Raw genomic sequence first — 25,704 nt, 5'->3', positions numbered from 1 at the left:
CCCCACCCAGGGGCCCGACGAAGTCTTGGAGCCGTCGTGCGTGTTGTGGTCGCCGAGGATCTGTTCCTGTTGCGGGACGGGCTGGTCCGGATGCTGGAGGCGTACGACTTCGAGGTCGTGGCCGCCGTGGAGAGCGGGCCCGAGCTGAGCAAGGCGCTGGCGGAGCTGGAGCCGGATGTGGCGGTGGTGGATGTGCGGCTGCCGCCGTCGTTCAGCGACGAGGGGTTGCAGTGCGCGCTGGCGGCGCGGCGGGCCCGGCCGGGGCTGCCGGTGCTGGTGCTGTCCCAGCACGTGGAGCAGCTGTACGCACGGGAGCTGCTCGCGGACGGCAGCGGCGGCATCGGGTATCTGCTCAAGGACCGGGTCTTCGACGCCGATCAGTTCATCGACGCGGTGCGCCGGGTCGCCGCCGGGGGCACGGCGATGGATCCGCAGGTGATCTCGCAGCTGCTGGACCGGCGCGCCCAGGACCAGCCGATGGGGCGGCTGACGCCACGGGAGCTCGAGGTGATGGAGCTGATGGCGGAGGGGCGGTCGAACACGGCGATCGCGGCCCAGCTGTTCGTCACCGAGCGGGCGGTCGCCAAGCACACCTCCAATATCTTCGGCAAGCTGGGCCTGCCGCCGTCGGACGACAACAACCGCCGGGTGCTGGCGGTGCTGGCCTACCTCGACCGGGGCTGATCCGGCGAAGCCCTTCGGCCGGGAGGTGGGCCGAGACCTCCCGTGCGCCCCATTGCTCCCACCCGGTAACGCTGGTTAAGTGCCTTTTCCATACGAGGCATTGGCCGTTGTCCGTTGGGGGGCGCATGAGCGACCTGAGCAGACGCACGCTGATCGGAACAGCCGGAGCACTGGGGGCCGGGGCCACGCTGGGGAGCCGGTTACCGGTGATGGCCGACGAGCCGCATGACGCACAGGATGTCGCCGTGACCGTCTTCGACACCGCTCCCGCCCGCGCCGCCCTGCGGCGGCTGCTGCCGGAGCACGCGGATCAGTTCCGGCTGGAGGCGCTGGAGCGGCGGGGCGAGCGGGAGCGGTTCGAGATCGGCGGGTCCACGGGGCGGCCGACGGTCTCCGGCACCAGCCCGGCGGTGCTGCTCACCGGGGTCCACTGGTACCTCAAGTACACCTGCCACGCACAGCTCACCTGGTCCGGCGACCAGCTGAACCTGCCGAAGAGGCTGCCCGCGCCCGCCCGGCGCGTCACACACTCGACCGCGCTGCCGCACCGCTTCGCGTTCAACGACACCCATGACGGCTACACCGCGCCGTTCGCCGACTGGGACCGCTGGGAGCATCTGATCGATGTCGCGGCCCTGCACGGCTGCAACGAACTGCTGGTCACCGCCGGTCAGGAGGCCGTCTACCACCGGCTGCTCCAGGACTTCGGCTATACGGAGGCCGAGGCGCGCGCCTGGCTCCCCGCCCCCTCCCACCAGCCGTGGTGGCTGCTCCAGAACATGAGCGGATACGGCGGCCCGGTGTCCACCGCACTGCTGGCCAAGCGCACGGAGCTGGGGCGGCGGATCGCCGGCCGGCTGCGGGAGCTGGGCATGCGGCCGGTGTTCCCCGGCTACTTCGGCACCGTTCCGGACGGTTTCGCCGACCGCAACCCGGGGGCCCGTACGGTTCCGCAGGGCGACTGGAACGGGCTCAGGCGGCCCGACTGGCTCGATCCCCGCACCGAGGTGTTCCGCGAGGTGGCCGCCGCCTTCTACCGCCACCAGCGCGAACTCTTCGGCGAGGCCGAGCTGTTCAAGATGGATCTGCTGCACGAGGGCGGCAACCCCGGCGACGTCCCCGTGCCGGAAGCCGCCCGCGCCGTGGAGACCTCGCTCCGGACCGCCCGCCCCGGCGCCACCTGGGTGATCCTCGGCTGGCAGGAGAACCCCCGCCGCGATCTGCTGAACGCCGTGGACCACGACCGGATGCTCATCGTGGACGGCCTCTCGGATCTGGACACCGTCACCGACCGGGAGAAGGACTGGGGTTCGGTGCCGTACGCGTTCGGCACCATCCCCAACTTCGGCGGCCGCACCACCATCGGCGCCAAGACCCATATGTGGGCCCGGCGGTTCACGGTCTGGCGCGACAAACCCGGCAGCAAGCTGGTCGGCACGGCCTATATGCCGGAGGCGGTCGAGCGGGACCCGGCCGCGTTCGAGCTGTTCAGCGAGTTGGCGTGGCGCGAGGAAGCGGTGGACCGGGCCGAGTGGTTCCGCTCCTACGCCGATGTGCGCTACGGCGGACGGGACACCGGGGCCCGGGAGGCGTTCGCCGCGCTGCGCGACACCGCGTACGAGATCAGCAGCAAGGACGGCCGCCCGCATGACTCGGTCTTCGCCTCCCGCCCCTCCCTGACCGCGCGTTCGGGCACCAACTACGCGACCCACACCCCCGCCTTCGACCCGGCCGGCTTCGACGCGGCCTTCGCGGCGCTGCTGGGCGTGCGCGCCGGGCTGCGCGACAGCGACGCCTACCGCCACGACCTCACCGATATCGCGCGGCAGGCGCTCGCCAACCGCTCCTGGCAGCTGATCCCGCAGCTCCAGGACGCCTACGAACGCAAGGACCGCGACGCCTTCCGGACGCTGTCCCGGCTGTGGCTCAAGCTGATGCGGCTCAGCGACGACATGACCGGCGCCCACCGGCGGTTCCTGCTGGGCCCGTGGCTCGAGGACGCCAAGCGGATGGCGTCCGGCGAGCAGGAGTCGGCCCAGTTGGAGCGGGCCGCGCGCACCCTCGTCACCACCTGGGCGGACCGCGCCACGGCGGACGGCGGCAAGCTGGCCAACTACGCCAACCGCGACTGGAGCGGCCTCATCGCCGACTTCCACCTCCCCCAGTGGCAGTCCTATCTGGACGAGTTGGAGGACGCGCTGGCGGAGGACCGGGCGCCGCGCTCCTTCGACTGGTACGCCGTCGAGGAGCCGTGGACACGGGAGCGCAAGAGCTATCCGGTGCGGCCGACGGCGGACGCCCACCGCACCGCCCAGCGGGTGTACGAGGCGCTGGCCAGGGCCCCGTACCAGGGCACGCTGACCGTCACCGCCGAGCCCGCCACCATGCCGCCCGGCGGCTCCGCGTCCCTCACCGCCGCGCTGCGCAACGTCAACGGGCTGCGCCCCACCGGCCGCGTCGACTTCGACCTCGCCGTGACCGGTCTTGACCCGGCCCCGGACGGGCCGACCCGGCTGCCCGGCGTCCCGGCGGGCGGCACGGGCGAGGTCCGCTGGCGCGCGACCGCGCCCGGCGACCCCCTGGAGCACCCCCTGAAGCCGCTGCCGTACGAGCTGGGCGTCAGCTACGGGCCACGGGGCGAGGACCGGGTGCGGGCGGTGCGCACCGGGACGCTGTGGATCGCCGGACCGCTGCCGGAGGGGATGCGGACGGTCACCAACAGCGGTGCGGTCTTCGGGCAGCTGGACGAGCGGTTCGCGATCGACGGCGCGGGCCAGGACCTGTGGAAGGGCACCGCCGAATTCGGCTCCGTCTACCGCGATGGCGTCCTTACGGTGGGCACGGCCATGACCGTGAAGGTGGACGCCCAGGCGGCCACCGGGCCGTGGGCGCGGGCCGGGATCATCGTCCGCGACGACCTCGCCACGGCGGGCTCCCCCGGCTTCGTGAACCTCTCCGTGACCCCGGCCAACGGTGTCGTCCTGTCGTACGACTCGGGCGGTGACGGCACGCTGGACACCTACCAGCGGATCACCGGTGTCAAGGCGCCCGTGCTGCTGCGGCTGACCCGCACCGCCGCCACCTCCTACACCGGCGAGCTGTCCACCGACGACGGCGCGACCTGGCGGAAGGTGGCCACCGTGACGGCGCCGGGCGCGGCGGCGTCCCAGGACGCCGGGATCTTCATGAGCGCGGCGAACGGCGGCACGGGGGCCCGGGGGACGGTCGAGTTCAGCGGCTGGAAGACCGGTACGCCGTAGCGGGTTGGCGTCGGGGGCGGGGTGGGGCGCAGGGGGGCCGGCGGCTCAGTGGGCGCAGGGGGTGTCCGGCGGCTCAGGGGGCGCAGGGGGTGTCCGGCGGCTCAGGGGGCGCAGGGGGTATCCGGCGGTAGGCGTACGCCTGCGGCGGGCTGCTCCCCTCCCCGCCCCTTCCCACAACTGGGGCTCCGCCCCAGCCCCCGCTCCTCAATCGCCGGAGGGGCTGGACGCGCGCGGGCGCCCGCCCGGCCTTCCCTCGCACCGGCGCGCCGCCCGCGATCAGCCTGCCAGTGCGGGTGTTCACGGCGACGCCGGCCGGCTCGACGATGCCCGGGGTCAAAGCGTCGACATGCGGCTCCGCCGGGGGGCGGGGGCTCCACCGCGGGGCAGGGCCTGCGCCCATGGCCCCCCGGGGACTGGGGCGGAGCCCCGGAGCGGGGCCTGAGGCAGAGCCCCGGAGCGGGGCCTAGGGCGGAGCCCCGGAGCGGGGCCTAGGGCAGAGCCCCGGAGCGGGGCCTAGGGCGGAGCCCCGGAGCGGGGCCTGAGGCAGAGCCCCGGAGCGGGGCCTAGGGCAGAGCCCCGGAGCGGGGCCTGGGGCGGAGCCCCGGGGTCTGGGGCAGAGCCCCAGTTGTGGGAAGGGGCGGGGAGGGGAGCAGCCCGCCGCAGGCGTCAAGGCCCGCCGGACGCCCCGTAGGTGACCAACCCCGCCCACCACTCGTTCACGACACGTGGACCAGCACCAGGCGACAGTCGCCCCCGACGACGAAACCACCGGCCTGATCGACGTCGAGCAGGCCGAGGCCGCCCTCGTCGAGCACTACCCGCGGCTGGTGCGGCTCGCGTATCTCATCCTGCCGCCGGGCATCGGCCGCACCCGCCGGGTGCTCGCGGCGCATGCCCTCGCCCAGCGCGCGCTGCCCCGCAACCGGGGTTACGGCACCGGCCCGGACCAGCACCCCGAGGTCGAACTGCCCTGGCAGCGCGGGACGAAGGGCCCGGCCGCCGACTCCGGCTACGCCTATGTGCGGCTGCGGGTGCTGCGGCTGGCGCTGCGCGCCGCCCGGCCGCGACGCTGGTGGCAGCGGCCCCCGGCGCTGCCGCAGGTGTTCGGGCTGCGGCTGTTCCCGCGCTCCGGCGGGGCCGATGAACTCGCCCTGGAGAAGGCGCTGTCGGAGCTGTCCGGACCCGGCCGCGCCGCGTACGTCCTGCTGGAGCTGGAGCAGCTCGGCGAGCATGAGACGCGCACCCTGCTGCGCACGGCGGGGGTCACCGACGCGCGGGCCGCGCTGGAGGAGGCGGAGTCGGTGCCCGATCCGGCGGGCAGCCGGGACGGATCGCTGCTGGAGTCCGCCGAGTTCGACCCGTGTTCGCTCCAGGCGCGGCCCACCGATCTGATGCGCCGCCGTCAGCATCTGCGGGCGGTGCTGGTGGCCGTGGTGGCGCTGGTGGTGTGCGGGACGCTGCTCGGGATGCCGGGCGAGGGCTGGGGGCCGACCAGCGCCGCCGCGCCCTCGTACGCCCGCAATCCGTCCTCCGAACGGGCCCTGGATCCCGACCGGTTGACGCGGGCCACGCCCGACGCCTGGCGCACCGCCTCCCGCGCCGACTTCTCCTCCTGGCCCGCGCGCGGCGACCGCGTCCGGGACACCGAGCTGCTGCGCCGCGCGCTGGCCGTCTGGGCGCGGCCGGGCCGTTCGGTGCGGGTGTCGGCCACCCTGGGCACACAGTCCGGGCCGCCTTCGGGCCCGCCGCAGCTGCTGTTCGCGGGCGAAGTGGACCAGGCGTCGGTGGTGCTGCTGTACGACGGGCTGCGGGTGGCGCGGTACGCGGAGACGGGCGAGGGCGGCGCGGTCGCGCTGGACTTCGCCCGGCTGGACTCCGCCGACGCGGCCACCTCGACCGCGCTGGTCCTCAGCCGCACCGACGGCAACGTCCGCTATCTGACCGCCCCTTGGGTGCGCCACGCCTGGGTGCGGGATCTGCTGCGCCCGGGTGTGGCGCCGCGTCCGCTGCACCGCTCCGGGGACGGGGTGACCGACCCGGTGCGCACCGTTCCGCGGCTGCGGCCCTGCCGTGGCTGGCCCGCGCTTCAGTTCGGCTCACGGCTCGTGGCCGACCTGGGCGAACTGGCCCCGGCCCGGCTCACCTACGGCGCCCCCGGCGCCGGTGTGCGCGATGTGGCGGGGCGGGCGGCCCGTGCGAGCTGGGCCAGGACCGGGTGCCGGCTGGCGATGATGCGGACGCGCGGGGTGCGCTCGGTCAACGCCTGGCGGTTCGCCGCCCAGGCCCTGCCGGAGGCGGGCGGCCACGCGGCGTGGCTGTGCACCCGGGCCGACACCTGGCGGGGCACGGGCAGCAAGGTGCTCGCCCAGTTCCAGCCGTGGGACACCCGCCGGGGCGCGTCGGGCGCGGTCGCCGCCGGCGCCGACAACTCCCCCGCCTGCGGTCCGCGCGAGCCGCGGGTGCTGGCGGGGGTGCTGTGGAAGGCGCGATCCGGCCACTGGTACCTACTGGCCGCCGGAAGCCGCCAGGTCACCGGGATCGTCGCCACGGGTGGGGTCCGGGGCCGCTCCTACGGGCGCGGCCTGACCCTGCCCGCCAAGGCGGGCGCTCGCGCCGACCTCAGGGCCCGGCTGGTGAACGGCGATCGGCTGGGCCCCCTGCGCTAGGGGGTGCCGGGTGGGTTTTTCCCCTCCCCGCCCCTTCCCGATACCAGGGGCTCCGCCCCTGAACCCCGAGGTCCGAGGCCGGGCCCCGGACACCCCCAGCACGCCGGCACGCCAGAACGGCAGGACCTGACCAACAGGGCCAGCGGCCGACACACGCTGACACGCCAAGACAACGGGCCCCGGCGGCTGGGGCCAGCGGCCGGGACGGCAGGGCCGACGAGACTTTCCCCTCCCCGCCCCTTCCCACAGCATCGACATGCGGCTCCGCCGCGCGGCAGGGCTCCGCCCCTGGACCCCGGGGTCCAGGCCAAGTCCCGAAACACCCCCTAACACGCTGGGGCGGCGGGACCGGCGGGGCTTCCCCTCCCGTCACCAGGGGCTCCGCCCCTGGACGCGGGGTCTGGGGCGGAGCCCCAGTTTCGGGAAGGGGCGGGGAGGGGAAGAGCCGCCGGACACCCTGCAAGCGGTCCACCGGGCTGCCCCGACCTGCTGTCGAGCGTCTGCGGCGCCGTCGTGGCCGGTCGCGCCCACGCGGCGGAGCCGCACATCGACACAGCCCCGCGCCCCTTCGGGCACGACCGGCCTCCGCCCGACTGCTCAGCGCCCGGCGGCCCCGGCCGTGTAGACGGCCACCGTGCGGCCGGGGACGGTGAAGGTGCCGGTCGTGCGTTCGTAAGTGGAGCTCTTCACCGTGGTGTCGGCGCCGTGTGCCTGGGCCGGGTGGAGGCTGTACGGGGTTCCGGCCAGAGCGGGGACGGTCTGTGACTGCCGGGACGGGGTGGCGTTGAAGACCACGACGAGCCAGCCGAGCCGCATGGTGATGACGCCCGGTGTCTCCTCGGTCCCGGACAGCGGGAAGGACAGCGCCTGCTGCACCCCCTCCGCCGTGGTCTGGCTGAACGCCTTCTCGGTGGTGCGGATCCGCAGCAGATCCCGGTAGGCCGCAGAGGCGCCCGTGATCTCGGGGCAGCCGGGGCGTACCGCCGGGTTGGTCAACAGGGGCTTGGCGTAGGGCCATTTGGGCTCGTTGTCCGCCGCCGGGGGCAGTCCCCGGCCGAAGCCGTTGCCGGATGCGCAATCCCAGTGAATGGCGTTGAACCAGTCGCCGCTGTCGAAGGAGTTGCGGTCCAGCGACTTCGAGCGCAGCAGATCGGTGCCGGCCTGACTGAGCGCCGGGCCCTGGGAGAGGGTGGCGGTGGCCAGGGCCACCACCTGCGCCCGGGCGCGGCCGGCGGCCGGTGTCCGCTCGGGGAGCTTGTAGGCGAGCGCGTCGTAGAGGGTCTCGTTGTCATGGGCGTCGGTGTAGGCGAGCGCGTCGCCGGGGGCGGCGGCATAGCCGGCCGGGGCGCCGTTGTAGTCCACCTCGGCGCCCTTGACCCGGCGTCCGCCGGTGTCGGTGAAGGCGTAGTCGGCGAGGTTGCCGGAGAGCCCGACCTTGATCAGGTCCTGGGCGTGCAGCAGCCGGGCCCGCTGCTCGTCCGGGGTGCCGTTGGCGGGTGACCCGTTGGGGTCGGTGAAGAGCCCGGAGGCGAAGCCCTGGACACGGGGGTCCTCGTCGAACGGCCCGCCGCCGCGCACCGCGTCCCGCGCCCGGTCGCTGAAGGTGGCGATGCCGGTGCCGGCCATGTTGCGCTGGGTGGCCTGGACGAAGCGGGCGTCGTCGGCCGCCTCGCCGAAGTTCCAGCCCTCGCCGTAGAGGATGATCGACTTGCCGTCCACCCCGTCCTTGGCGGGCGTCAGGGCGTCCAGGGCCTTGCGCACGGCCAGGATGTTGGCCTTGGGGTGGTGGCCCATGAGGTCGAAGCGGAAGCCGTCGACCTTGTACTGCCTGGCCCAGGTGACGATCGAGTCCACCACCAGCTTGCCCATCATCGCGTGCTCGGGCGCGGTGCCGGGGCAGCAAGTGGAGGTGGCCACGCCGCCGTCGTCCAGCAGCCGCTGGTAGTAGCCGGGCACGATCCGGTCGAGCACCGACTTGTCGTCCTGCCCGGCCGCCACGGTGTGGTTGTAGACCACGTCCATGACGGTGCGCAGCCCGGCGTGGGCCAGGCCCCGCACCATCTGCCGGAACTCCCGGGTGCGGGCCGGGCCGTCCGGATCGCTCGCGTAGCTCCCCTCCGGCACGGTGTAGTGCAGCGGGTCGTAGCCCCAGTTGTAGCCGTCCCCGGCCGCGGTCTCGGCCACGCACTTCTGCTGCCGGTCGGAGTCGGCGGGCAGCGCGGCCAGATCGCAGCCGGGCCGGGCCTGGTCGGACCGCCGCTCCGGGACGGTGCCGAAGTCGAAGGCGGGCAGGAGGTGGACGTAGGACGTGCCGGACTCGGCCAGCCGCGCGAGGTGCCGCATCCCGTCCGCGTCGCGGTCGGTGAAGGCGAGGTACTGGCCGGGATGGGCGCTGGTGCGGTCCGCGATGGAGAAGTCGCGGACCTGGAGCTCCTGGATACGGGCGTCGCGCAACGGGACGGCCCTGGGCTTCTTCAGCGCGTCCCAGCCGGCGGGGGCGAGCCGGGGGTCGGCCAGGTCGGTGACCAGGCTGCGGGTGGAGTCGGCGGTCAGGGCGGTCGAATAGGGGTCGGTGACCTCGTTGGTGACGGTTTCGCCGACGCTCGGCACCCACACCCGGACCCGGTAGCGGTAGGGCTTGTCCCGCCAGCCGGGGTCGCCGGTCACGCTCCACACCCCGCTGCCGGGGTCCCGCCGCATGGCGACGGTGCGCCCGTCGAGGTCGAGCGACACGGACCGGGCGGTCGGCGCCCAGACGGAGAGGGTGGGGCGGCCCCCGTGGAAGACCGGGCCCAGGCGGGCCCGGCGCGCCCGGTCGGCGTAGAGGTCGTCCAGGACGCCGGGGATCTGCACTCCGGTGCGGTGCAGTACGTGGTCGTGGTCGTCGGCCGCGCGCTGTACGGCGGCGAGCGGGCCGCGCAGCGCCGTGGCGGCCTCGTCGCGGTCGCGCGGGTCGAGTCGGTAGGCGGGATGCCCGGCCAGATGGGGGTAGGCGGCCTTCTGGGCATCGGTCAGGACGGCCGGGGCCAGTCGCAGGGTGCCGCCGTCCGCGTAGTTCAGCTCCTCGACGGTCCCGGCGGTGTGCTCGGCCTTCCAGACGACGGTGGTGCGGTCGATCCACTGCGCCTCGGCGGTGGGGATCGCCGAGGCGGCGGGCGCCGCAGCGCGGGCGCTCTGCGAAACGGCGGGCACGGCGCCGGCGGGCACGGCCGCCGCACCCAGGGCCAGGGCGGCGAGCGCGGCGGCGCTACGGAAGAGGGTGGCTCTCGGGGATTTCACGGGGCTGGTGGCTCCTTGAGGTTGTGGTGTGGGTGTGGGCTCCCCGCCCCCGCCCGGGGTGCGGGGAGGATGCCGGGGGGCGATTCGATGGCCGGGCAGGGGATTCGATGCCGGGGCAGGGGCGGGTCCCGGGGCCTGGTGCGGTGTCCCATGCCCAAGGCGACGGCCAGGCAGCCGGAGCCCGAGGCCCGGGGCCGTACCTGTGCCCCGGGCACAGGGCACAGGGCACGGGCTGAGCCCAGGCCAGGGACGGAACCCCGGACCCAAGCTCGGACCCCGAGCCCAAGCAGAAGCCCGAACCCCGAGCCCAAACCCGAAGGGCCCAAGCCCGAACCCCGAGCCCAAGCCGAACCCCGGACCCCGAACCCCCGGTCCAAGCCGCCCCCCGGGCCAAGCCCGACCCCCAGGCCCAAGCCCAGACCCAAGCGGGGCCCCAGGCCCAAGCGGAACCCCGGACCCCGGGCCCCGAGCCCAAGCCCGAACCTCGAACCCAAACCCGACCCCGGGCCCAAGCCGAACCCCAGGCCCAAGCCGAGCCCCGGGCCAAGCCCGAACCCCGGCCCAAGCCGAACCCCGGGCCAAGCCCGACCCCTGCCCCAAGCCCAGACCCCAAGCCCAGACCCCGGGCCCGGGGCAGGGGCAGGGGCAGGGGCAGGGCCCGGGGCAGGGGCGGAGCCCCTGCCCCCCGTCCGTCGGTGGAGGCCGCCGCCTACCCGCAGGTGCGGGCGGCCGTGTGCAGGGCCAGCGCCGTATTCGTGCCCAGCGTGGCCGTGAACTGGCCCGAGGAGTCGACCGTGACGGACTTGCCGCTCTGTACGTCGCAGTAGCCGCCCGCCGGGAGCGAGGTCTGGAAGGTCCGGGTGAGGGAGCCGCTCTCGTGGTTGATGGCCACGTACGCCTTGTCGCCGCGCCCGAAGCCGATGGCGTTGCCGCCGTTGTCCCACCAGTTGGTCACCGAGGCGCCCCGGGCCGTGTTGCGGAGGGCGACCATGCCGCTGATCTCGGGCCACTTGTGCTGGCACTTCCAGCCGTCCTGGTAGCAGGCGCCCACCGCGCCGCCGTTCGGCGGGCCCGCGTCGTTGTCGCTGAACTCGTAGCCGGAGTGGATGTCGGGGGAGCCGTAGGGCCAGGCCAGCATGAAGACATTGGCCAGGGTGTAGTCGGCGCCGTTCTTGTAGGTGAGGGTGGAGCCGTTGCGCTCGGTGTCCCAGTTGTCGACGAAGACACCGGACTGGCCGCTTGCCATATAGCCCCAGCCCTCGCCGAAGTTCTTCAGATACGCCAGCTTCTCGCTCTGGAACACCCGCTTGAGGTCACGGCCGTAGCGGAACTCCTGCACATCGCCGTTGCGCAGATACTCCGTCGGGGAGACCGCCTCGCCCTCGCCGTGGATGACCTCCTGCTTCCAGTAGACGCCGGGGTCGCTCAACTGGCTCTTGATGGCGGCCAGGTCGTCCGCCGGGATGTGCTTGGCGCCGTCGACGCGGAAGCCGTCCACGCCGAGCGAGAGCAGGTCGTCGAGGTACTGGGCGAGCCGGGTCCTGACGTATGACTCACCGGTGTCCAGGTCGGCGAGGCCCACCAGCTCGCAGTGCTGTACGTTCCAGCGGTCCTGGTAGTTGCTGACCTGTGAGGTGCAGTCGTCCATGTCCTGGGGCTGATAGATCCCGGGGTAGGTGTACTTGGTGTACGAGGAGCCGCCGGTGCCGGTGCCGGAACCGGCGGACATGTGGTTGATGACGGCGTCGGCCACCACCTTCACGCCCGCGGCGTGACAGGTGTCGATCATGTTCTTGAACGCGGTGCGGTCGCCGAGCCGCCCGGCGATCTTGTAGCTGACGGGCTGGTAGGAGGTCCACCACTGGCCGCCCTGGATGTGCTCGGTGGCCGGGGACACCTCGACGAAGCCGTATCCGGCGGGGCCGAGGGCGCTGGTGCACTCCTTGGCGACGGAGTCGTACTTCCACTCGAAGAGTTCCGCGGTGACGTCCTTGGTGCCGGGCGGTGTCGCCCGCGCGGTCTGCTGGGGCAGGGCGACGAGCACCGCCGCGCTCGCCGCGAGGGCGAACGCGGCGGCAAGGGGGATGCGGCTGCTGGCCATCGTTCCTCCGTGGGGGGAGTTCGGGGGTGCCGATTCAGCCTCGTACGGCAACGCGCCGTGCCCGTAAGGCCAGTTGAAGGGTTGAAGGTTCTTGCTGCAAGACGTCAGTCCGATGTCGGTGTCCGGACCGTACTCGCGAGCTTTTGTGGCTGCAAGACCTTTCGCAAGGGATTGCGGCGGTGTTACGTTCAACCACGTTCTCCGGTCCGGCCGGCCGGGGGCCTGTCAACAGGCCCCACGCGCCCGGCCGGTCGGATCGGGTTTTCCACGGGGTGTCGGTGGGCGAACGGCCCGTCGCGGGCGTCAAGATCCGTCCGGCACCCGCTAAGCGCTCCGCTGGAAGTGCCCTGACCTGCCGTCGATCGTCCGCGGCGCCGTCGCGGCTGGTCGCGCCCACGCGGCGGAGCCGCACATCGACACAGCCCCGCGCCCCTTCGGGGCGCCACCGAACCGCAGCCGACTTCCGCCGATCCGCTTAGCGCGGCCTGGCCGTCGAACCGCGTACGACGAGGTCCGGCTGGAAGACGAACTCCGTCTGCTGCACCGGGTTTCCGGCCATCTCCTCCAGCAGCGCCCCCACCGCCGCCGTGGCCATCGACTGCACCGGCTGGCGCACGGTGGTCAGCGGTGGATCGGTGAAGGCGATCAGCGGGGAGTCGTCGAAACCGACCACCGACACATCGTGCGGCACCCGCAGCCCCCGGCGGGATGCCTCCCGGATCACCCCGAGCGCCATCAGATCGCTGCCGCACACGATGCCGGTACAGCCCTGGTCCAGCAGCGTGGCCGCCGCCACCTGACCGCCCTCCACGCTGAAGAGCGTATGGCGCACCAACTCCCGCGCCTCGTCCGGCGATCGGTCCAGCAGCTCGGCGCTCGCCGCGAGGAATCCCTCGACCTTGCGCCGCGCGGGGACATAGCGGGCGGGCCCCACCGCGAGGCCGATCCGGTGGTGGCCGAGGGCGGACAGATGGCGTACGGCCATCCGCGCCGCCGCCCGGTCGTCGGGGGAGACGAACGTGGCCTGGATGTGCTCGTTGTAGCCGTTGATCAGCACGAACGGCACCTTGCGGCCGGCCAGTCGGGCATAGCGGGCGGGGTCGGCCGTGGTGTCGGCGTGCAGTCCGGACATGAAGACGATGCCCGCCACATCGCGCTCCTCCAACTGCTCCACCAACTCGTCCTCGGTGGCGCCGCCGGGCATCTGGGTGCACAGGATCGGGGTGTAGCCATGTCCGGCGAGCACCTGCTCGATGATCTGCGCGAAGGCGGGGAAGACCGGATTGGTCAGCTCCGGGATCACCAGGCCGACCAACCCGGCGCTGCGCCGCCGCAGCCGCACCGGCCGCTCGTAGCCGAGTACCCCGAGAACGCTGAGGGCGGCGAGCACCCGCTGCCGGGTGGTGGCCGCCACCCCCGCCTTGCCGTTGAGCACCCGGCTGACGGTGGCCTCGCTGACCTCGGCCTGTGCGGCGATGTCGGCGAGCCGCGGCGGCGCCGACAGGCCCGCCCCCGGAGGGCTCGGCGCCGGAGGGCTCGGCGCCGGAGGGCTCGGCGCCGGAGGGCGGGCCGCGGATGCGCTCGAGGCCGCTGGGCCCGCCCCGGGCGGGCCCGCCGCCGGCGGACTCGTCACGACTTGGTCGCTCCGGCCGTGAGCCCCGCGACGAGATGGCGCTGGGCCCAGGAGAACACCAGCGCCGCCGGGATCGCGATCATGACGGCGGCGGCGGTCATCGAGCCCCAGTCGGAGGTGTACTGGTTGACGAAGGTCTGGAGCCCCGCGGCGAGCGTGAGGTTCTCCTCCCCCGTCATGAAGGCGGAGGCGTAGGCGACCTCGGCCCAGGCGGTGATGAAGGTGTAGAACGCGGTCACCGCGAGCCCCGGTTTGGCCAGCGGGACCACCAGCCGCCAGAAGGTCCCGAACGGGTTGAGGCCGTCGACCCGGCCGGATTCGTCGATCTCCACCGGGATGGTGTCGAAGAAGCCCTTCATCATCCAGGCGCAGAACGGCACGGCCACGGTGAGGTAGGTGACGATGAGCGAGATCGGCTGGTTGAGCCAGCCCAGCGTCGACATGATGTTGTACAGCGGCACGATGAGGATGGCCACCGGGAACATCTGGGTGATCAGCAGCAGCCACATCAGCGGGCGCATCCCGGGGAAGCGGAAGCGGCTGACGGCGTAGCCGGTGGTGGCCGCGACGAAGACGCCCAGGATCGTGGTGATGACCACGATGAACAGCGAGTTGCCGAACCAGCTCAGGAACTCGGTGTCGCCCAGGACGTGTTGGTAGTTCCGCAGCGTCGGGTCCTTGACCACATCGGTGCTGAACGCCTCGCTCTTGGGTTTGAACGAGGTCACCACCAGCCACAGCGGCGGGAAGACCGCCACGGCGGAGGCGATGATGAGCGTGGTGTGCAGCCCGACGGAGGCGAGCGGGCCGCGTCGTTGGTCGCGCATGGCTACCACACCTCTCCCTGCTTGCGGAGCGAACGGCGGTAGACCACCGCGAAGAGCATGAGGATGAGCAGGATCAGCACACCCCAGGCCGAGGCGCCGGCGAAGTCGCGCGGGCTGTTGACGAAGGACAGCCGGTAGGCGTACGTCACCAGGATCTCGGTGGAGTCGCCGGGTCCGCCGCGGGTCAGCAGGAAGATCACCGGGAACATGTTGAACGTCCAGATGGTCGACAGCAGGATCACGGTGGAGCTGACCGAGCGCAGCCCGGGCAGGGTGATATGGCGGAACCGCTGCCAGGGGCTCGCCCCGTCCATCTCGGCGGCCTCGTACAGCTCACCGGGGATGGACTGCAATCCGCCGAGCAGCGCGACCAGCATGAACGGCACCCCGAGCCAGATGTTCACGGCGATCACGGAGACCTTGGCCATGGTGGGGTCGTTGAGCCAGGGCACCGCGTCGATCCCGCCGCCGTGCAGCACCTTGTTGAGGATGCCGTTCTTCTCGTTGTAGAGCAGCCGCCAGGCGAAGACGGAGACGAACGCGGGAACGGCCCAGGGCAGGATCAGCAGCGACCGGTAGAGGGTGCGCCCGGCGAACCGCCGGTTGAGCAGCACGGCCAGGCCCAGGCCGATCGCGAAGGTGAGCGCGACACAGCTGACGGTCCAGGTGACGGTCCAGCTCAGCCGGTCCCAGAAGACCTGGTCGTCCAGGATGGCCCGGAAGTTGTCGAGGCCGACCGTCTTGTAGGTGGCGGGGATGTGGTTGATCCCGATGGTGCGCTCGACGTTGGCCTCGTTGGCGTCGGTCAGCGACAGATAGACGCCGCGGACCAGCGGATAGCCGATGATCAGCCCGATGACGATCACGACGGGCGCGACCATGGCCCAGGCGTACCAGTGGCGGGCCAGCGCGTCGCGGATGCGGCGCGGCGGTGGGGTGCCGGCCTTGCGGACCCGGCCGCGGGCGCCCTTCGCGCCCGCGGCCGGGTCCATCGGCCGGCTGGTGTCGACAGCCATCGTCGCCGGCCCTACTTCCAGTCGCCCTTGAGGAGCTTGCGGTACGCGTCACCGGCCGACTTCGCGGCCTTCTCGGGTGAGGTCTTGCCGGTGAGAACGCCCGGGAACTGCACCAGGATCGCCTGGAAGAGGCTGTTGCCCTCGGGGATCCAGGGGCGTTCGACGGCCTTGTCGACCGCGGCCTTGAAGAACTTCACATTGGCGTTCGCCGCGACCGCCTTGTCGGAGTAGACGGAGGTGCGGGTGGGCAGCAGGGAGAGCTTCTCGGTGGTCTTGGCCTGGACCTCGGCCGAGCTCATGTACTGGGCGAAGGCGTAGGAGGCGTCCAGGTTCTTCGATCCGGCGTAGACGGTGAGGTTCTGGCCGCCCTGCGGGGCGCCCTGGCCCTTGCTGCCGGCCGGGACGGGGACCACCCCGAGGTTGGACTTGTCCTTGAACGCCTTGCCGGCCAGGGTGTCCTCGATCGCCCACGGCCCGTTGATCGTCATCGCGACGTCGCCGTTCTTGATGGCGTTCTGCATGTTGTCCCAGCCGTCGGTGGCGTCGGTCTCCGCCGCCTTGGACGTGACCAGGTCACGGGCGGCCGCGAACGCCTTGATACCGGGCTCGTCGTCGATGGTGACCTTCTTGGCGCCGGTGTCGAGGAGGTCGCCGCCCTCGCCGTAGATGAAGGGCAGATACCAGTAGGCGTCGTCGCCGCGCAGATACAGACCGGTCTTGCCGGTCTTCTCCTTGATCTTCTTGGCGGCGGCCTTGAGCTCGGTCCAGTCCTTGGGCGGCTCGACCCCGGCGTCCTTCAGCATCTTCTTGTTGTAGAAGAGGCCGAGGGTGTCGATGACCTGCGGTACGGCGTAGGTCTTGCCCTTGAACTTGGCGCCGGCGAGGGCCTTGGGCAGATAGTCGGACTGGTCGGCGAGGGCGGGGGTGCCGTCCAGTGGGGCGAGATAGCCGATGTTGGCGAGGTCCTGGGTCCAGGCCACCTCGGTGCGCAGCACATCGGGCGCGCCGGAGCCGCCGGAACCCGCGGCGTTCTTGAACTTGGCCAGCGCGTCACCGAAGGGCACATTGACGTAGTCGACCTTGACGTCGGGGTGCTTCTTCTCGAAGCCCAGGGCGAGCTCCTTGTACGTGCCCTTCTCCGCGTCGTTCGACGTGTCCCAGTACGTCACGGTGCCGGAGAGATGGCCGCCGGACTTCTTGTCGCCGCTGCCGCCGTCGTCACCGCCGCACGCGGTCGCCGCGAGCGCCATGGCCGCGACGAGTGCGGTGGCCGCTATGCCACGTCGCATGTGAACTCCTCCAAAGCCGGCCGCTCCGTCGCGGCCCCGGGTTGCGGAGGAACGTAACAGGGCCGCAAGCGCGCCGAAAGAGCTTGCGGCAAATTTCTGCAAGCCGCCCGGCATCGTTACGTCCGCGTGTCCCCGCGGTGGCCGCTCCGCTCCCGTGCGGGCGCTTGACATGCGCCCGTAGCACGACCGGAGCACCCCCGGAGTCCATCAGCGCGCCCTGCAAGCTCTTCCGCAAGGCATTGCAGAGCTGTTACGTTCGCGCCATGACCCAGGAGCTCACGACCTCTCTTGCCACCGAGCCGGCGCGATCGTCCGAGAGCCCCGGATGGTGGCGCGACGCCGTCATCTACCAGGTGTATGTGCGGTCCTTCGCCGACAGCGACGGCGACGGGATCGGCGATCTGCGCGGGGTGCGGGAGCGGCTGCCGCACCTCGCCGGGCTGGGCGTGGACGCCGTCTGGCTGACCCCCTTCTACGCCTCCCCGCAGGCCGACGGCGGCTACGACGTGGCGGACTACCGCGCCGTGGATCCGCTCTTCGGCTCCCTCGGCGACGCCGACGATCTGGTGCGCACCGCCCATGAGCTGGGGCTGAAGGTGATCGTGGACGTCGTCCCGAACCACAGCTCGGACCAGCACCCGTGGTTCCGCGAGGCGCTCGCCGACCGGCCAGGAGGCGCGGCCCGCGCCCGGTACCACTTCCGCCCCGGCCGCGGCGCGCACGGCGAACTGCCGCCGAACGACTGGGAGTCGGTCTTCGGCGGCCCCGCCTGGACCCGCACCACCGATCCGGACGGCACCCCCGGTGAGTGGTATCTGCACCTCTTCGCCCCCCAGCAGCCCGACCTCGACTGGGACTCCGCCGAGGTCCGCGCCGAGTTCGACTCGGTGCTGCGCTTCTGGCTGGATCTGGGCGTGGACGGCTTCCGTATCGATGTCGCCCACGGCATGGTCAAGGCCGCAGGGCTGCCCGACATCGGCCACACCGAACAGGCCAAGCTGATCGGCTCCCAGGTGCTGCCGTTCTTCGACCAGGACGGGGTGCACGAGATCCACCGCTCCTGGCGCCGGCTGCTGGACTCCTACCCCGGTGACCGGATCGGCGTCGCCGAGGCATGGGCGCCCACCGCCGAGCGGCTGGCCCTCTACGTACGCCCCGACGAACTGCACCAGGCGTTCAACTTCCAGTTCCTGAAGTGCCCGTGGGACGCGGTCGCGATGCGTCAGGTGATCGACGAGTCGCTCGCCGCGACCGGCTCCGTCGGCGCCCCCACCACCTGGGTGCTCTCCAACCACGATGTGGTCCGGCACCCCACCCGCTACGCCGACGGCTCCCCGGAGCGGGGGCTCGCCCGCGCCCGCGCCGCCGCCCTGCTCACCCTGGCACTGCCCGGCTCGTCCTATCTCTACCAGGGCGAGGAGCTGGGCCTTCCCGAGGTGACCGATCTGCCGGACGAGCTGCGCCAGGACCCCGCCTTCTTCCGCACCTCCCCCGACGGGCAGGACGGCCAGGGCGGTCAGGACGGCTTCCGCGACGGCTGCCGGGTGCCCCTGCCCTGGACCCGCTCCGGCAAAAGCCATGGCTTCGGCCCCGGCGGCAGCTGGCTGCCCCAGCCGGACACCTGGTCCGGGCTGTCCGTCGAGGCGCAGACCGGCGACCCCGACTCCACGCTGGAGCTCTACCGCGGCGCGCTCGCGCTGCGCCGTGAGCTGCCGGGGCTGGGGGACGGCGCGATGAGCTGGCTCCAGGCCCCGGCGGGGGTGCTCGCGCTGTCCCGGCCGGGCTTTGTGTGCACGCTCAACACGCTCGGGGAGGAGATCGAACTGCCGGTGCCGGGGCGTGCGCTGCTGTCGTCCGCGCCGCTGACGTACGAGGCCGGAACCGTGTGCATTCCGCCTGATTCATGCGCGTGGTGGGCAATCTGACACGCGACCGGTACAGTCCCACTCCATGACCGCACGGCTTGCTGACATCGCAGCCCAGGCGGGGGTCAGCGAAGCCACCGTCAGCCGCGTCCTCAACGGCAGGCCGGGGGTGGCCGCGGCCACCCGCGAGTCCGTCCTCGCCGCTCTGGACGTCCTCGGCTATGAGCGGCCGGTGCGGCTGCGACAGCGCAGCGCCGGGCTGGTGGGACTGATCACTCCCGAGCTGGAGAACCCGATCTTCCCCGCGCTCGCCCAGGTCATCGGGCAGGCGCTCACCCGGCAGGGCTACACCCCGGTGCTGGCCACCCAGACCCCCGGCGGCTCGACCGAGGACGAGCTGACCGAGATGCTGGTGGACCGGGGGGTGGCGGGGATCATCTTCGTCTCCGGGCTGCACGCGGACACCTCGGCCGATATGCAGCGCTATGACCAGCTGCGCGGCCAGGGTGTTCCGTTCGTACTGGTGGACGGCTTCTCGCCAAAGGTGCGGGCGCCGTTCATCTCCCCGGACGACCGGGCGGCGATGGGGCTGGCGGTCACCCATCTGGTCTCGCTCGGGCACACCCGGATCGGTCTCGCGCTCGGGCCGAAGCGGTTCGTTCCCGTACTGCGCAAGATCGAAGGCTTCCAGCAGGCGATGCGGGACCGGCTGGGGCTCTCCGCGGCGGAGTCCGAGGAGCTGATCCAGCATTCGCTGTACACCCTGGAGGGCGGCCAGGCGGCGGCGACCGCGCTGATCGAGCGGGGCTGTACGGCGGTGGTGTGCGCGAGCGACATGATGGCGCTGGGTGCCATCCGGGCGGCCCGGCAGCAGGGCCTGGCGGTCCCTCAGAACGTCTCGGTCGTCGGCTTCGACGACTCCCCGCTGATCGCCTTCACCGATCCGCCGCTGACCACCATCCGCAAACCGGTGCAGTCGATGGGGCAGGCGGCGGTGCGGGCGCTACTGGAGGAGATCGGCGGCACTCCGGCCCCGCCCAGCGAGTTCGTCTTCCTACCCGAACTGGTGGTGCGCGGCTCCACCACGTCGGCCCACGGCGTGGAGTCGCGGGGGCGGGCGGCCGGGGGCGCGGCCCAGGGGGCGTCCGGGGGCGGCTGAGGCTCCGTCCGGGGGCCGTGACGCCTGCGGCGGGCTGATCCCCTCCCCGCCCCTTCCCACAACTGGGGCTCCGCCCCAGACCCCGCTCCTCAATCTCCCCCAGCTACCGCTGGGAGGTGCCCCCTGGAGGGGCTGGAAGGCCAAACGCCGGGGGGCTGGAAGGTGGGGCTCCGCCCCAGACCCCCGGGTCCAGGGGGCAAGGGATCCCGGCCCCCGGGGTCCAGGGGCAGAGCCCCAAGTCGGGGTCTGGGGCGGAGCCCCGGTTTCGGGAAGGGGCGGGGAGGGGAAAGATGCGCCGGGCACCCCGCAGCCCCTGTCCGGCGGCCCCGTCCGAGGGCCCTGCCCGGGGTCTCCGTCCAGTGGTTCGACTCAGTGGACGTATAGGGGCATACGTCCCTTTGATGACCCCCCGGACCAGGACATAAGCAACGAAGACCCGATGCCGTGGATGATCTGCGGGTGGAGCTCGTCTGGCAGACTGTTGCCCTATGGGTGGAGCGACGATCAGGACCACGGAAGGCCGGACGGCCACCCCGGCACCCATCGCCGACACCGATGCGGCGCGGGCGCCGGGCCACACCCTGATGGACCGGTTGCGTACGCCCAGAAGGCCCCGGCTCTGGTTCGAGATCGTCCTCATCGCCGTCAGTTACTGGACCTATTCGCTGATCCGCAACGCCGTCCCGGAGCAGCGGCCCGAGGCGCTGCGCAACGCGAGCTGGATCTGGGAGTGGGAGCACCGGCTGGGCATGGCCTTCGAGCGGGGTGTCAACCACGCGCTCGACTCGGTCAGCTGGCTGATCGTGGGCATGAACTACTACTACGCCACGCTCCACTTCATCGTGACGCTCGGTGTGCTGGTGTGGCTCTACCACTGGCATCCGGGCCGTTACGCCGCCACCCGGCTGGCGCTCTTCGCGACCACGGGCGTGGCCCTGCTCGGCTACTACTTCTTTCCGCTGGCCCCGCCCCGGCTGATGAGCGGCGGCCACTTCATCGACACCGTGGTGGTGCACAACACCTGGGGCTCGATGGCCTCGGGAAACCTCGCCGATATGTCGAACCAGTACGCGGCGATGCCCTCGATGCACATCGGCTGGTCGCTGTGGTGCGGTCTCACCATCGCCACACTGGCCCGTCCGGTGTGGGTGAAGGTGCTGGGGCTGCTCTACCCCTCGGCCACGCTGCTGGTGATCGTCGCCACCGCCAACCACTTCTGGCTGGACGCGGTGGGCGGGGTCATCTGTCTCTCCTTCGGCTTCGCGCTGTCGAGCGCGTGGTACGGCTCGCTGCCGTACCGGCTGCCGAAGCAGGTCGCCGTGATCTGCACGGTTTGATCGTCCCCGGCGGAGCCGCCATTCTCTGTTCCGCAAGGTCGACATGGGTTCACAGGTCGACATGGGTTCAGGGGCTCCCTGTGTCGCGCTGATCGACGCGGAATGAGCACGATGAGCGTGACGAAAGGGACCACCGGCCACCGTGCACACCGCCGACGCCGCTGCCGCTGCTGCTGTTTCCACCTCCGTATCCACCCCCGTATCCGCCTCCGCACCGGGCGGCACCGTGCCCCCGGGGCCCGTACCCGCCCCGGGCGCGCTGCTCCCCCGGCCCCGTACCGCCGGGCGGCCCCGCTTCCCGCTGGTGGCCACCGACCTCGACGGCACCCTGCTGCGCGGGGATCTGACGGTCTCGCCCCGCAGCCGTGCGGCGCTCGCCCTCGTCCGCGCCGCCGGGGCGCGGCATCTGGTGGTCACCGGGCGCCCGGCCGCCTCCTGCCGGGAGTTCCTGGTGGCGATCGGCTACCGGGGGCTCGCGGTGTGCGGACAGGGCGCGCAGTTGTACGACGCCTCCGCGGACCGGCTGCTGGTCTCGGCGTCGCTGGACCGGGAGCTGGCCCGGTCGGTGGTGGAGCGCACCGAGGAGGCGCTGGGCGCGGGGCCGCTGGAGCTCGCCGTGGTGACCGCGGCGCCCGAGAACCGCTTCGTGGTCACCGCCCGCTTCACCGACCGGATGCGCCCGGAGTGGGGGCTGGCCGGGCGGGAAGAGCTGTGGGCGGCGCCGATCGAGAAGGTGCTGATGCGCCACCGCACGGTGGCGGACGGGCTGGTCGCGGCGGCCGCGGTGCGGGTGGGCGGGGGCGAGGTGGCGGTGACCCACTCCGAGAAGGGCATGATCGAGGTGCTGCCCGCCGGGACGGACAAGTCGGTGGGGCTGCAACTGGCCGCCGACCGCATGGGGTTCACCCCCGCGGAGACGATCGCGTTCGGCGATATGCCCAATGACATCCCGCTGCTGGGCTGGGCCGGATACGGGGTCGCGATGGGCAACGCACATCCGGATCTGATCGCGATGGCCGATGAGGTGGCACCGGCCAACGAGGACGACGGGGTCGCGGTGGTGCTTGAACGGCTGTTCGCCCACCCTTGAGCCGCTCTCGCACGGCACTCGCGGCGGCCTCGAGCCGCCCGGTGCGCCCTTGACTGGCTATATACAACTAAACAAAATATCTAAGGTGCGAGCCGAACCACGATCTGAAGCCCATTACGTCGACGAGCGCTCCGGCGCCACGTACCCGATCGACGATCCACGCTGGTGCGGGGACGACGGGGCTCCCCTCACCGTCTCCGCGCTGCCCGGCATCACCCGCGAGCAGGTGGACACCGGGGCCCGGTCACTGTGGCGCTACCGAGCGGCCCTCCCGGTGCGCGTCGACGCCCCGGTGTCACTGGGTGAAGGGTGCACCCCACTGGTCGAGAAGAGCTGGGGGGAGGGTCGGGTTCGGTTCAAGCTGGAGTGGTTCAGCCCCACCGGCAGCTTCAAGGACCGCGGCACCAGCGTGATGATCTCGCTCCTCGCCCAGCGGGGCGTGCAGGAGGTGATCGAGGACAGCTCCGGCAACGGCGGGGCCTCCGTCTCGGCGTACTGCGCCGCGGCCGGCATCCGCGCCAGGATCCTCGCCCCCGCCACCACCTCGCCCGCCAAGATCCTCCAGAGCCGGGCCTACGGCGCCGAGGTCCAGCTGGTGCCGGGCGACCGGGACGCCACCGCGGCGGAGGCGCTGCGCCAGTCGGCCCATACGTACTACGCGAGCCACAACTGGCACCCCTTCTTCCTCCAGGGCACCAAGACCCTGGCGTACGAGCTGTGGGAGGACCTGGGCTTCACCGCACCGGACGCCGTGGTGACCGTGGCGGGCGCGGGCAGCACCGTACTCGGCTGCGACCTCGGCTTCTCCGAACTGCTCGGCGCGGGCCAGATCACCCGCCGCCCCCGGCTGCTGGTGGCCCAGCCCGCCCACTGCGCACCGCTGCACGCCGCGTTCCACGCGGGCGCCGAGACCCCGGTGCCGTTCGATCACGCCCCGACCATCGCCGAGGGCACGGCCATCCGCGAGCCCGTCCGCTTCCCCGAGGTGCTGCGCGCCATCCGCCGCTCGGAGGGCGACATGGCGGCCATCCCGGAGGACGCGATCGCCTCGGCGGTCCGCCGGCTGGCCGCGATGGGGCTCTACGCGGAGCCCACCAGCGCGACGGCCGCCGCGGCGATCGAGGTCTTCCGCGCCCGGGGCGCGATCCGCCCCGGTGAGACCACGGTCGTGCTGCTGACCGGGTCGGGGCTGAAGGCGACGCCGACGATGACGGAGCTCTTCGGATGACCGGGGTGAGGCGTCAGGAGACGGCGGGAACCCCCGAGGACGAGCTGCTGCTGCGCGAGGCCGAGAAGATCGTGGTCGCCCTCGGCCGGATGTTCCCCGGGCTGTGCGAGGTGGTCCTCCACGATCTGCGCAACCCCGACCAGTCCATCCGCGCCATCGAGAGCAATCTCTCCGGCCGCGAGGTGGGCGAGCCCGCCACCGAGCTGGGCCTGGCCCGGATCCAGGACCCCGGCTTCCCCGACATCGTCCAGAACTACGCCAACCGCTTCCCGGACGGCCGCCCGGCCAAGAGCACCTCGGTCGGCATCAAGAACAGCGCGGGCCAGTACGTCGCCGCCATCTGCCTCAACCTGGACGTCTCCCTCTTCGCGAGCGCCGCCCGCAGCCTCAACAACCTCGTACGGACCGATGAGCAGGAGCAGCCGCTCACCGAAACCCTCCGCGCCCGCACCGCCGCGGAGCTGCGCGCCGTCATCGAGGAATTCGCCGCCGCCCGTGGCCAGACGCCCCGTAGCCTGGGCACCCCAGCCAAGAAGGAACTCGTCCGCACCCTCAAGACCAGCGGCTTCCTCCAGGTGAAGCACTCCGTCCAGGTGGTCACCGAACTCCTGGGCGTATCCCGCGCCACGGTCTACAACTATCTGCGCTCACCCTGACCCCGGGAGCCTCCCCCATGACCCCGCCGATCCGCGGCATCGACAACCCCGAAGCCTTCGCCGCGTCGTTCGGCGAGCGCGACGCCACCGACCGCGCCTGGCTCGCCGCGCTGCCCCGGCTGGCCGCGGACTTCCTCGACCGCTGGGACCTGCGCCCGGCCGGTCCCGCCGCCCATGGCATGGTCTCGCTCGTCCTCCCGGTGACCGGCGCGGACGGAACCCCCGCGGCCCTCAAGCTCCAGCAGGTCAAGGAGGAGACCGAGGGCGTCCCGCTGGGCCTGCGGACCTGGAACGGCGACGGCGTGGTGCTCCTGCTCGACCATGACCCGGACACCGGCACCATGCTGCTGGAGCGCCTGGACGCGTCCCGTCCGCTCTCCTCGCTGCCCGACGACACCGCCGCGCTGGGCGTTCTGGCCGATCTCCTGGCCCGTCTGACCTCGGTACCCGCCCCTGACGGTCTGCGCCGCCTGTCCGATATCGCCGCCGCCATGCTCGAGCGGACGCCCGACGCCGTACCGGCCCTGCGCGATCCGGCCGAACGGCGGCTGGTCCGCGTCTACGCCTCCGCCGTGGCCGAACTCCTCGACGAGCCGGGCGACCGGCTGCTGCACTGGGACCTCCACTACGACAACATCCTCGCCGGGGAACGCGAGCCCTGGCTGGCCATCGACCCCGAACCGCTCACCGGCGACCCCGGCTTCGAACTCCTCCCGGCGCTGGACAACCGCTGGGACGAGGTCCTGGCCACCGGCGATCCCACCCGCGCGGTGCTCCGCCGCTTCGACCTGCTGACCGAGGCCCTCGGCCTGGACCGGCGGCGGGCCACCGGGTGGACCCTCGGCCGCGTCCTGGAGAACGCCCTCTGGGACATCGAAGACGGCAAGACCGCCCTGGAACCGATCCAGGTCACCATCGCCACGGCCCTGCTGAACCACCGTTAGGCGGTTTCCGGTCTGCTCTCGGCAAACCGCCATGGTGGCGCGCCGCGCGCCGCGCCACCATGGCGGGATGGCCAACGACACCTCCGTGCGCCGCCCCGACCTCGGCTACTTCGTCCGCCCCGCCGTCGAGACCGGTAGTCACCGGTCGTCCGCCAGCCCGACGGCACGGTGATCCTCGCCGGTCAGGCACATGACTTCGCCACCGAGTTCGGCTCGGACCAGCTGGCCCGCAGGGCCGCCCTCGACGGCGTGGCGCAGCCCCTCCCCCCGTACCGCCCCTGGCTGGACCGCCTCACCGACTTCGACCCCCGTCGGGTGCTTTTCGCCCACGACTGGGCGGTCTGGGAGCCGTCGGGCGACTGACGGTCTCGTCTCGCGCCTTCGGCGCCTTTGAGCATGGGGGCGGGGGTGCCGGGCTCGCGCTTTCTTCGCCGGGCGGCGGGCAGTGGGTGGCAGGGCCGGTGGCGGCTCCCGTGCCCAGGGGCTTGTGCCAATGCCGGACCGTCGGAGGGGTACCCCCCTGGAAAACGTTTGACAAATTAGTTGCTCCAGATCAAGCGTTCTCGGAAGGGGTACCCGGAGGGACCGCCAGTCCGGCCGGGCCTCAGCCCAGGGCCAGCAGAAGCCGCCCCGGGGCCCACCACCACCTGGCCCGCCAGCCGGCGGCGAG

General features: G+C 72.4%; 16 protein-coding genes and 1 pseudogene. 11 read left to right on the top strand and 6 right to left on the bottom strand.

Annotation, left to right across the window (positions count from 1 at the left end; translation table 11 throughout):
• Window positions 1–36 precede the first annotated feature (36 nt).
• The 3 genes from NQU54_RS08745 (at window position 37) to NQU54_RS08735 (ending at window position 6,610) form a co-directional block, all read left to right on the top strand.
• Entirely contained in the window at window positions 37–684 is a 648-nt protein-coding gene (locus tag NQU54_RS08745; RefSeq protein ID WP_079257337.1) for a LuxR C-terminal-related transcriptional regulator, read from the top strand.
• A gap of 125 nt (window positions 685–809) precedes the next feature.
• The gene (locus tag NQU54_RS08740; protein WP_257630567.1) at window positions 810–3,944 is read left to right on the top strand and encodes an alpha-N-acetylglucosaminidase; all 3,135 of its coding nucleotides are present in this window, start codon (window positions 810–812) and stop codon (window positions 3,942–3,944) included.
• 725 nt (window positions 3,945–4,669) lie between these two features.
• Window positions 4,670–6,610, top strand: coding sequence for a hypothetical protein (locus NQU54_RS08735; protein ID WP_257630566.1), 1,941 nt, complete (start codon window positions 4,670–4,672; stop codon window positions 6,608–6,610).
• A gap of 597 nt (window positions 6,611–7,207) precedes the next feature.
• Here NQU54_RS08735 and pulA read toward each other — a convergent pair.
• From pulA to NQU54_RS08705, 6 genes are all read right to left on the bottom strand, one after another.
• Window positions 7,208–9,889, bottom strand: a complete 2,682-nt coding sequence (gene pulA / locus NQU54_RS08730) for a pullulanase-type alpha-1,6-glucosidase (RefSeq protein WP_257630565.1) — start codon at window positions 9,887–9,889, stop codon at window positions 7,208–7,210.
• A 709-nt stretch (window positions 9,890–10,598) separates the two neighbouring features.
• Window positions 10,599–11,990 (bottom strand): alpha-amylase, encoded by a 1,392-nt coding sequence (locus NQU54_RS08725; RefSeq protein WP_257630564.1) that lies wholly within the window; start codon window positions 11,988–11,990, stop codon window positions 10,599–10,601.
• 475 nt (window positions 11,991–12,465) lie between these two features.
• Window positions 12,466–13,494 carry a LacI family DNA-binding transcriptional regulator gene (locus NQU54_RS08720; RefSeq protein WP_257630634.1) on the bottom strand — a complete coding sequence of 343 codons (1,029 nt, stop codon included), beginning with the start codon at window positions 13,492–13,494 and terminating at the stop codon, window positions 12,466–12,468.
• A 125-nt stretch (window positions 13,495–13,619) separates the two neighbouring features.
• Window positions 13,620–14,450 (bottom strand): sugar ABC transporter permease, encoded by an 831-nt coding sequence (locus tag NQU54_RS08715; RefSeq protein WP_257630563.1) that lies wholly within the window; start codon window positions 14,448–14,450, stop codon window positions 13,620–13,622.
• Between the two features lie 2 nt (window positions 14,451–14,452).
• Window positions 14,453–15,466, bottom strand: a complete 1,014-nt coding sequence (locus NQU54_RS08710) for a carbohydrate ABC transporter permease (protein WP_257630562.1) — start codon at window positions 15,464–15,466, stop codon at window positions 14,453–14,455.
• Window positions 15,467–15,477: 11 nt separating this feature from the next.
• A complete protein-coding gene (locus tag NQU54_RS08705; protein WP_069869276.1) occupies window positions 15,478–16,755 on the bottom strand; it encodes an extracellular solute-binding protein in 1,278 nt (425 codons plus the stop codon).
• A gap of 263 nt (window positions 16,756–17,018) precedes the next feature.
• Between NQU54_RS08705 and NQU54_RS08700 the strand changes: the two genes are divergently transcribed.
• The 8 genes and pseudogenes from NQU54_RS08700 to NQU54_RS08665 form a co-directional block, all read left to right on the top strand.
• Complete coding sequence (locus NQU54_RS08700; RefSeq protein ID WP_257630561.1) at window positions 17,019–18,680, top strand: glycoside hydrolase family 13 protein; 1,662 nt, start codon at window positions 17,019–17,021, stop codon at window positions 18,678–18,680.
• Between the two features lie 25 nt (window positions 18,681–18,705).
• Entirely contained in the window at window positions 18,706–19,779 is a 1,074-nt protein-coding gene (locus tag NQU54_RS08695; protein WP_257630560.1) for a LacI family DNA-binding transcriptional regulator, read from the top strand.
• A 488-nt stretch (window positions 19,780–20,267) separates the two neighbouring features.
• Complete coding sequence (locus NQU54_RS08690; protein WP_069869273.1) at window positions 20,268–21,116, top strand: phosphatase PAP2 family protein; 849 nt, start codon at window positions 20,268–20,270, stop codon at window positions 21,114–21,116.
• A 142-nt stretch (window positions 21,117–21,258) separates the two neighbouring features.
• Complete coding sequence (locus NQU54_RS08685; protein ID WP_372505824.1) at window positions 21,259–22,206, top strand: HAD family hydrolase; 948 nt, start codon at window positions 21,259–21,261, stop codon at window positions 22,204–22,206.
• An 85-nt stretch (window positions 22,207–22,291) separates the two neighbouring features.
• Entirely contained in the window at window positions 22,292–23,434 is a 1,143-nt protein-coding gene (locus NQU54_RS08680; RefSeq protein WP_257630559.1) for a threonine synthase, read from the top strand.
• Window positions 23,431–24,090: a helix-turn-helix transcriptional regulator gene (locus tag NQU54_RS08675; RefSeq protein WP_257630558.1), complete on the top strand. Its 660-nt coding sequence runs from the start codon at window positions 23,431–23,433 to the stop codon at window positions 24,088–24,090. Before NQU54_RS08680 ends, NQU54_RS08675 begins: the two co-directional genes overlap by 4 nt.
• Window positions 24,091–24,107: 17 nt before the next feature.
• A complete protein-coding gene (locus tag NQU54_RS08670; RefSeq protein WP_257630557.1) occupies window positions 24,108–25,034 on the top strand; it encodes an aminoglycoside phosphotransferase family protein in 927 nt (308 codons plus the stop codon).
• Between the two features lie 138 nt (window positions 25,035–25,172).
• Window positions 25,173–25,397, top strand: a pseudogene (locus tag NQU54_RS08665) (N-acyl homoserine lactonase family protein); the annotation flags it as partial.
• Between the last annotated feature and the right edge of the window lie 307 nt (window positions 25,398–25,704).

The organism is Streptomyces malaysiensis subsp. samsunensis, from assembly GCF_024519315.1.
GTDB lineage: Bacteria > Actinomycetota > Actinomycetes > Streptomycetales > Streptomycetaceae > Streptomyces > Streptomyces malaysiensis.
This window is presented reverse-complemented; position numbering and strand designations above follow the sequence as displayed.